The sequence below is a fragment of the Bacteroidia bacterium genome (genome assembly GCA_019695265.1).
Classification (GTDB): domain Bacteria; phylum Bacteroidota; class Bacteroidia; order JAIBAJ01; family JAIBAJ01; genus JAIBAJ01.
In genome coordinates, this window is record JAIBAJ010000126.1 from 1 (window position 1) to 9,576 (window position 9,576).

Genomic DNA, 9,576 nt, shown 5'->3' on the forward strand with positions numbered 1-9,576 from the left:
GCTGCCCGAAAAATCTTCATCCCCGCTATCAGCTATAGTTTGCAGATTCCATCAAAACCCAAATAGTGAGCTTTTCCAACCTTCCATAACTAAACGTATAGTATCATTTCAACCTGCAAAGCTATTTGCTTCTATCGGGTTTAGCTTAATATCTTCATCTCTTTTTACCATCTTCATCCTCGCCCCTACCAAGCTTTCTCTTGTATTTTTTAAATCCAAAGTCTGCTTCCACATCAATTAAGAAACAGACCAACACGAAAGTAATCCTATAGAAACAAATCACAATTGCAAGGCATTACCAAACTAGTATAGAAAGGAAAGTTGAAAAGAAAGCAGAAAGTAAAAAACTCCTCAATTCAATGGACTACCTCAACAAGGTAACATGTCCTAAATACGTTTTTTGCCTGTAATCTTGAAAACTCTTTATTGTTAATACATAAGCATAAACACCTTCTTCACATTCAACACCATCTTTGGTTCCATCCCAACTGTTCTCCATACTTTTAGAACGAAAAACCATTTCGCCCCACCTATTAAATACCTTCAATTCATAAGAAGCCGGGTCGTACCCTTCGCCTTTCGCATTGAACATATCGTTTACATGATTTCCATTTGGAGAAAAAGTATTAGGCACATATAAATTATAAACCGGGGTAATTCTCACTGAACTTAAGGCAACGTCAGTACATCCAAAAGCGGATGTAACAGTTTGTTGAACAGAAAACAATCCGGTATCGGAATAGGTATAAGTTGGATTTTGTTCATTAGAGGTATTTCCATCAAAAAAGTCATATTCCCATTGAGCACCATAGGTGGACTGGTCGATAAAAGTAATGCTTGGATTTAAAATATCTGTTTGCATGGGTGAACCTACAAAAAAGGCAGTAGGTTTAGGGTGAACCACAATAAAATCAGGGAAACTTGCCGAATTGGTACAATTGTCAGTTGAAGTTACGGTAAGAGTTATAGTAAAACTTCCGGGGTTTTCAAAAACATGGGTCGCATTGCTATCAGGAGAGGTAGAATAGGTATTGGTATTGGAACTTGGATCGCCAAAATCCCAGGCCCAAACAAATCCATCAACATTGGTAGTATAAGCCTGAAAATCGCCTCTAAAATCTTCGCATCCATCTGCTATAGGAGTGGTTAAATTGATAATCGGTAATGGATTCACTACAATTTCAACACTGTCCTTATCAGGTTGGCTCCCGCATCCATCGATTACTTCCACCACAAAATAAGTATCCTGCATCGGACTTACGGAATAAGGTGATGTTACGGCTCCTGTACCTACCAGGTTAAATGCATAATTACCATCGCCACCGGTTGAAGAAAAAACCAAGGATGTGGTTTCACCTTCACAAATCGGGTTTCCACCTCCTACAGTTAAAGTTAAATCCAATGGTGGGGCAACCGTGATTGTAACTGTTTGGGGTCCTGAACTGCAATTGTTTAAGTCCGTGGCAGTAACAGAATACGTTGTTGTATTCGCAGGCGACACAGTAGGATTTCCTACAACATTGGAACTTATACTGCCATCATTCGGAACTGATGTCCAAAAATAGGTATAAGTATTTCCTGTTCCTCCTGAACCCGTTGCTAACAAACTTGAAACTGCACCCTGACAAACAGAGAGGTCATTCGATACTGTAACTGTTACAGCCGGTGGTTCTACTACCGTAAAACTTTGACTAAAAGAACATACCCCAGACCCATCTGTTACAGTAACAGTATAGGATCCTGCACACAATCCTATCGGATCTTCGGTATTTCCAACTCCATTATTCCAGGAATAAGAATAGCCACCTGTGCCACCGGATGCAGTAATATTAATCAAGCCATCGCAAATTCCGGCACAACTGGCATCGGTAATATTTCCAGTAACATTGATTCCCTGAGCTGGCTCAGTAATACTAACCGGCAAGGTGAAGGTACAACCGTTGGCGTCGCTTAGCAATACACTATAATTTCCGGCACATAACGCATTGGGATCTTCAACAACTAAATTTCCGGGTGTCCATAAATATTGGTAAGTGCCGGTTCCACCTGTTGGACTCAAATTGACAGAACCATCACAATATCCGAAACAGGTAGCATTGACGTGGGTTTCTGAGGCACCAACCGCAGAATTGGGCTCGCCAATAACAACTGAAATGCTGTTTGTACAAGAATTTGCATCGGTTGTGGTTAAGGTATAAGTTCCAGCCGGAATACCTGTAATATCCTCCGTATTTTGTCCGGACGACCATGCAAAATTAAAAGGAGATAAACCACCATTAATAGTAACATCAATGGATCCGGTTGATTGTCCAAAACATAACACATCCTGATGGGTTTCAGTTGACGAAATATCGAGCACACTGATAGTCATCGTAGTATTTGAAGCGCATAAACCGGCATTGGGAGTAAAAGTGTATGTAGTTGTAGTAGTATTATCAATGGCAGGCGACCAGGTGCCATTAACACCTTCAACCGAAGTAGTTGGCAAAGCAGGTATGGCAGAATTAGTGCAATAAGGTCCTAACTGTGCAAAAGTTGGTGTAGTTATCGGATTGATTGTAATATTCAAGGTTGAAGTTACTGCACACTGGCCGGCACTTGGAGTAAAAGTATAAGTAGTAGTAGAGGTATTATCCAATGCCGGCGACCAAGTGCCGTTAATACCTTCATTGGACGTGGTTGTTAAAGCCGGAATAGTGGCTCCGCTACAATACGGACCTACGCTTGCAAAACTTGGCGTTATTGGCGTAGTAGTATTAATGGTCATAGTGGTTGAAGCTGCACATTGCCCCGGACCTGGTGTAAATGTATAGGTTTGGTTGCCAAGCGTTGCTGTTGAAATGGTTGCAGGGTTCCAGGTACCGGTTACACCTTCATTGGATGCTGATGGCAAGGCAGCAGGTGTTGCGTTTTGACAATAAGGACCTAACTGCGTAAATGTAATTGCCTGGGTATTTGTTATTGTAACAATGGCCGTATTTTGACATCCGGTATTGTCGGTAAAAGTGATGGTGGCTGTTCCAGGGGCAACACCAGTAATAACACCTGAACTATTTGCAGTAGCTATCGCTGTATTGGATGAAGTCCAAGGATTGGCGGCAGCCGGAGTGGAAGTACTGGACAAGGTGGTGGTTTGCCCCACGCAAGTAGTTAATGTTCCGGTAATAGTTGGTTGAGGAGACGAACCAATTACCAGGTTTGAAAGAGTTGCAGAAGGACAAAGTCCATCCGAAATGGTCACAGAATAAGTTCCTGCACATTGGTTTGATATGGCAGCTCCGGTAGCTCCACCCGGGCTCCAGGCATAGGTATAGGTACCATCGCCACCGGTAATATTCGAAAGTTGAATTCCTCCATTGCAGTTATTACATGTTTCATTGGCAATAACCGTATTGGCAGCTATCGGGCCATATAAACTCACATATTGGGTTAGGGTGGAATTGCAGGCACCGCTAATCGTACCGGTTATTGCATAAGTGCCAGGTGTAGTATAGGTTTGAGCAGGTGGTGCAGCCCCCGTATAGGTAGCGCCATTTCCAAAAGTCCAGGTTGGTGAACCGGTAGAGGTATTGTTGATGGTGAAGGTTGCCGAAGCTCCACAAACAGGTGTATTAGGCGAAACAGTGAAATTTACATTGGGTGAAATGGCTGCAGTACCATTTCCCCAGTTAAAAGTAAATCCGGCTCCATCCCCACTCCAATTATTGATTAGAATGGCATACGATTGTCCGGCTGTAACATTTACAGAAGAATTAAATTCTCCACCTCCTCCGGCATTGATACCGAAACTGGCACCTGTTTCAAAAGCAAAGTTATAATTACAGCTAACTTCGGAACCTGGACAACCATTGGTAATATTGTACATAGCCCAGTCATACTCGGTAGATCCGGAGGAAGGGGTTGCAGTCCAACGAATAGAACCTGATGTTACTGCTGTGAATGAAATCCAAGCATCTTGACTAGGAAAATCAAAGAAGCAGGAAGGCAAATTCGCCGATCCGGAAAAACTTGCCATATTTGAAATGGTTACCGGACTGGCTGCAGAACAAATTGGCTGTGGAGCAGAACAAGCATCTCCTGTACCGGCACTGGTTGGTGCCGAAGATGTGATACAAAGTTGGAAGGTTCCATCTGTTCCGGTGGTAGAACCAACCCCAATTATGACATTGGTACCAATTGGATAGGTTCGGATAATATTTACGGCTGCTGAACCGGCACTGTTGTTACAGAAATCGATATTGGCATCGGCACAACCGGTAACATCTACCACCACCGAGGCATCCTGCATGGTGGATGGCGTAACGGTAATAGTGTTTTGGGTACCTGTAACTACATATTGAAACCACACATAGTTTGCAGAAGCATTGGTATTGCAGCCATTGGTAGTATTATCAGGGGTTCCGCCAACGCTGGTATAGGATGCACAAACATTTCCTGAACCCGGAATGGTAATTGGCGTGGCAGTTGCACATCCATCGGATTGTCCTTTACCTACCTGAGCATAAAGGAGAATTATTCCAAGCAGAATAACAAACCTTGGCAAGGCGATGGTCTTAATTTTGAACATATTTAAAAAGCTCCAAAGGTTTAAAATCGGGAGAATTAAGTTCAGACTGAGGAAGGATTAAAATTCGAACATTTTCTGTATAAGGCAAATAAAAAAGTTCAGACAATTGTCTCTTTTCTAGAATCTGTTCAATAATGGCAACATCAATTTGAGGTCTAACTCTCGAATTAACGATTTGAAATTGGAAGGTACCTTGGGCAGCATTCCATTTGTCTCTTACTATTTTTTTTTGTTCTTCACTCCAATTTTGGCTACTAACAGGAGGATTTAACTGGGCAAATCCTGATTTAACTTCGACAAAAATTCCGACAAAAATTAAAAGGAATGTCTTGAAAATGAAAAATTTAGGTAGCTTCTTTTCCATGCTTAAAAATAGAAAAAAAACATACATCAAAAAATTTTCTTATTCTTCATCTTTGCATAGTATTAAGTTAATAATTCATTCAATGGATAACAGGTTGGGGTTCGGTCCGGGTAGGGATAGAGGCAAGTAGCCCACAGGAGCACGCGGCGTTAGCCAAGGGCGACGAGGACTACAGCCGATAGCCCGACCATGAGCACATGCAAAAACCTAGGGAACCCAATCTATTTGGTTGCGAATGGGACCCGCCAAATAAAAAGAATATCAATTAAACTTTGGATTTTACTTTACGTGCAGAACCTTTAGCAGGTATTTTGGCATCTATTGCCATAGCATTTTGAACCAATTCAGTAATTAAATCCTTTTCAAGAGGCAAATTCCAAGCAAAATGAATGGCTGATTTGGTGCGATCAAATTTCTTCAACTCTTCTTCAAAGCCTGAATAAAACATAGGTTTCATGTAGATAGAAAAGTGATTTTTACATCCTGCGAACCAAATTAAGATTTGATTTTTTCGATAAGAAGGCATCTGATAACTGATAGCCTCCTGAGCTTGTGGAATAATTTCCAACAGGAATTGCCTTAGTTCTTGAAGTTTCAAGTGTTCTAGGCCGGTAAACTCGTCCAAATACTGATCAACCGATTCAAAATTTCTTGCCATTAGCGAACCAAGGTAAAATGTCCGGAATAGGTTTTGTACTTTTTATCTTCTCCACTTTTTACACGCGCCAGATATACATAAACACCGAGAGGGCATTCCTTTCCTGTTCTATCTTTTCCATCCCAAGGATGCTCTAAGCTGCGGGTTCGGTATAATTCTTCACCCCAGCGGTTATAAATAAACATCTCAAATGTTCCTTCAATATAACCTTCACCAACCATGGAATACAACTCATTTTGATAATTTCCATTCGGTGTAAATGCGTTAGGGATATACATGGAATAAACCGGTCTAATTTCGATGGTATCGGTGGCATAATCAGTACAGCCAAATTCGGTTATTACCGTTTGTTGAACAATAAATATTCCGGTATCGCGGTAAGTGTGTACAGGATTGGTATCGGCGGAAGTAGAGGCATCATCTAAAAATTCATAATACCAGGTTGATGCGCCAATGGATTCATCTACAAATTCTACAGATGGTTCCATGATCGTTGTAATTTGCGGTTTACCAATAAAACCGGCTACAGGCTCAGGATGAACAGTAATATAGTCTGTAAAAACAGCAGAATTCACACAGTTATCAGTTGAGGTTGCGGTAATGCTTATGGTAAAAGTACCTGGATTTTCAAATACATAGGTGGTACTGCCGGAAAAGGTAGTTTGCTGTGCATTTGGACCATTATCACCAAAATTCCAATCCCAAACAGCACCGGTACAATTGGTAATATCACTAACCAAATTTACTCTTAAATCTTCACAACCTTCGGTAACATTGGCCGATAATTGAATATCGGGCAGAGGATTAACCGTAATGGTAACAGTAGCAGTTTGCGAAGGAGTACCACAACCATCGCTAACCTCAACTGAATAGGTAGTAGTTGTTAGAGGTGTTACCCCATAAGGAGATTGAACGATAGTGGAATTGTCTAATAAATAGGCATAGTTTCCATCACCACCGGTAGCAGAAAATGAAATTTCAGATGATTCGTTTAAGCAAATAGGATTAGATCCTGAAACAGTCAAACTTAAGTTAAGCGGTTCCATCAGATTTATTACAACATCGTCGGCAAGGGTTGAAACACAACCTGCGGCATCGGTTGCAGTAACGGAATAAGTAGTATTAGCTGTTGGGGAAACCGAAGGGTTTTGAGAATTAGCACCGGCAGTCAAACTTGGATCCCCGGGTAAAGAAGTCCAACTATAAGTATATGGTCCTACCCCACCGGCTGCGTTGGCTGATATTGTGGTGGAGTTGCTAATACAAATGGTTTGGTCGGGCGAGGCAGTAACAACAACTTCGGTGGGTTCTAAAATGGTAAAGGTTTGATCTAAGGTACAAACACCGGTTTGGTCTACCACCGTAACCGTATAATTACCGGCGACTAAGTTGATAGGATCTTCATTGTTACCTGCATTGTTGGTCCAGGAATAGGTATAAGTTGGAGTTCCACCGGTAACAGTGATATCGATAGTTCCATTATTTCCGCCAAAACAAGAAGCATCAATGGTTGTGCCGGTAATAGCAATTGGTTGAGCGGGTTCTGTAATTGTAACCGGCAAGGTAAACGGACATCCGTTGTTGTCGGTAACAATAACCCCGTAAGCACCGGCACATAAACCTGTTGGATCTTCCACTGTTTGGTTATTGGTCCAGTAATACGAGTAAGGGCTTGTTCCTCCGGTTGAAGTAATATCAACTGTTGCATCACAAAAACCAAAACAAGTTGCATTGGTATGAGTTTCGGTTACATTTAAAGGAGCGCTCGGTTCAGCGATAAAAACATTTAAACCTGAAATACAATTGTTAGCATCGGTAATGGATACGGTATAGTTTCCGGTTGGTAAGTTAGAAAGGTCTTCGGTAGTTGCAGCATTGGACCAGGCGAAAAGATAAGGTTGAGTTCCGCCGGAAACACTTAAGTCAATAGAACCGGTTGATTGACCAAAACATAAAACATCCTGATGGTTTTCTGCTTGAGTTAATAAATTTGGTTCGGCAATGGTAACTGAGAAGGTAAAAACGCAAGAATTTTGGTCGGTAACGGTTAAATTGTACTGATTGGCAGATAATGCACTAATATCTTCGGAAGTGGCACCATTATCCCAACTAAACTGATAAGGAGGGGTACCGCCCGTACTAGTTACATCTATAGAACCATCTGCCGATCCAAAACACAAGGCGTCGGTATGGGTTTCTGTAAAGGAAACACCATTTGCTGGCTGGGTAATTGTTACAGGCAAATTGAAGGTACATCCATTTAAATCTATGATATCGAGGCTAGGATTTCCCGCACAAACATTGGCTATATCCTCTGTTAATTCTCCGGTAGACCAGGTAAAGGTATAAGGAGAGGTACCGCCTGTGGTGGTAACATCTATCGTTCCATTGCAATAACCGAAACAGGTTGCAGGTGTATTGGTTTCGGTTGCGTTTAAAGCGGCTGCCGGTTGGTTAATTGTAATTGTTACAGATGCCTGGCAACCTAAATTATCGGTTACTGTTTGGGTATAAGTTCCAATTCCAATATTGGTTAAATCTTCAGTTGTAGCGCTGTTAGACCATAGGTATGTGTAAGGAGCATCTCCACCGGAGGTAAGAACATCGATAGAGGCGGTAGATTGTCCAAAGCAAGCCACATCCACATGGGTTTCAGTTAGTACCAAAACAGGAGGTTGGTAAATTGGAATAGTTAAAGAAAAGGTACAGGAATTGGCATCGCTGATTGTTACATCGTAGGTTCCTGCTATGATATTTGTTAAGTCTTCGGTTACTGCTCCGTTGTTCCATACGTAAGAATATGGCGTTGTACCTCCAGTTGTAGTAACATCAATACTTCCGGTATTATCGCCATTGCAGAATACATATCCTGGAACTTGGGTTGCAGACAAGGGAGCTGCAGGTCCTGAAATAATCACCGGCAAATTGAATGGACAAGCATTTGCATCTACTATTGACAAGGTGTAATTACCAATGCACAAAGCCGAGATATCTTCGGTAGTTGCAGAATTTGACCAGGAGAAGGAATAAGGTGCAGTTCCTCCGGAAGTAGTAACATCTATGGAACCATCACAAACGCCAAAACAAGATACACCTGTATTAGTTTCGGTAGCAGTTAAAGCAGATGCAGGTTCAGAGAGAATAGCTGTCAGCGTTGCTGTACATCCATTTGCATCGGTTAAATTTTGGATATACGTTCCGGCAGGAATGGTTGATAAATCTTGAGTAAGTTGACCCGAATTCCATGAATAAGAATATGGGGAAGTTCCACCTGAAACAACCAAATCGATAGAACCTGTACTTTGACCAAAACAAAGGATATCCTGATGTGTTTCGGACAAAAGCAAGGCAGGAGGTTCCAACAGGGTCGCTGAAATTTGCACCGTACAATTGTTGGCATCGGAAACAGTTACAGCATATAAACCAATAGGCAGGCCTTGAATATCTTCGGTTAATGCACCATTTGACCATGAAAAGGAATAAGGCAAAACTCCACCCGTTGGACTAATATTTACCTGTCCATCATTTCCACCAAAGCAGGAAATATCTGTATGGATTTCAGTTACTGCTAACTGATTTGGATCGGAAAGGCTAACAGCTACAATGGGACTTAAACATCCATTTCCATCCCGAAGAACCAAATTGTAATTTCCTGATGCCAGGTTTGGAAAGGAAGGAGAAGCTTGAAAAGAGGTTCCTCCATCAATACTGTATGTAAAGGTACCATTTCCACCAGTTGGATTACTAAAGATAATGGAGCCATTCGCATTTCCGGAACAAAGTGGATTAGTTTCTGTATGATTGAAGCTTAATGCAGGAGGCTCTGTTATGGTAATATTGGCAGTAGCAGTACAACCATTGGCGTCCTGAACAGAAAAAACAAAACCACCTGCAGGCAAATTGGAAGCAATTAAGCCTGTTTGTACAGGCGAAGAATTCCATGTAGTAGTGTAAGGCGTTGTACCACCAGATACATTACCGGTTCCA

Annotated in this window: 4 protein-coding genes; all 4 read right to left on the bottom strand. The window is 41.7% G+C overall.

The window, feature by feature from the left end:
• Positions 1-364 precede the first annotated feature (364 nt).
• Entirely contained in the window at positions 365-4,567 is a 4,203-nt protein-coding gene (locus K1X82_13660; GenBank protein MBX7183152.1) for a gliding motility-associated C-terminal domain-containing protein, read from the bottom strand.
• Positions 4,554-4,931, bottom strand: a complete 378-nt coding sequence (locus K1X82_13665) for a hypothetical protein (GenBank protein ID MBX7183153.1) — start codon at positions 4,929-4,931, stop codon at positions 4,554-4,556. The genes K1X82_13660 and K1X82_13665 overlap by 14 nt, the downstream gene beginning before the upstream one ends.
• Before the next feature lie 265 nt (positions 4,932-5,196).
• Entirely contained in the window at positions 5,197-5,589 is a 393-nt protein-coding gene (locus K1X82_13670; GenBank protein ID MBX7183154.1) for a DUF1801 domain-containing protein, read from the bottom strand.
• A partial coding sequence (locus tag K1X82_13675) for a gliding motility-associated C-terminal domain-containing protein (protein ID MBX7183155.1) occupies positions 5,589-9,576 on the bottom strand: 3,988 nt, incomplete at its 5' end. The genes K1X82_13675 and K1X82_13670, both read right to left, overlap by 1 nt.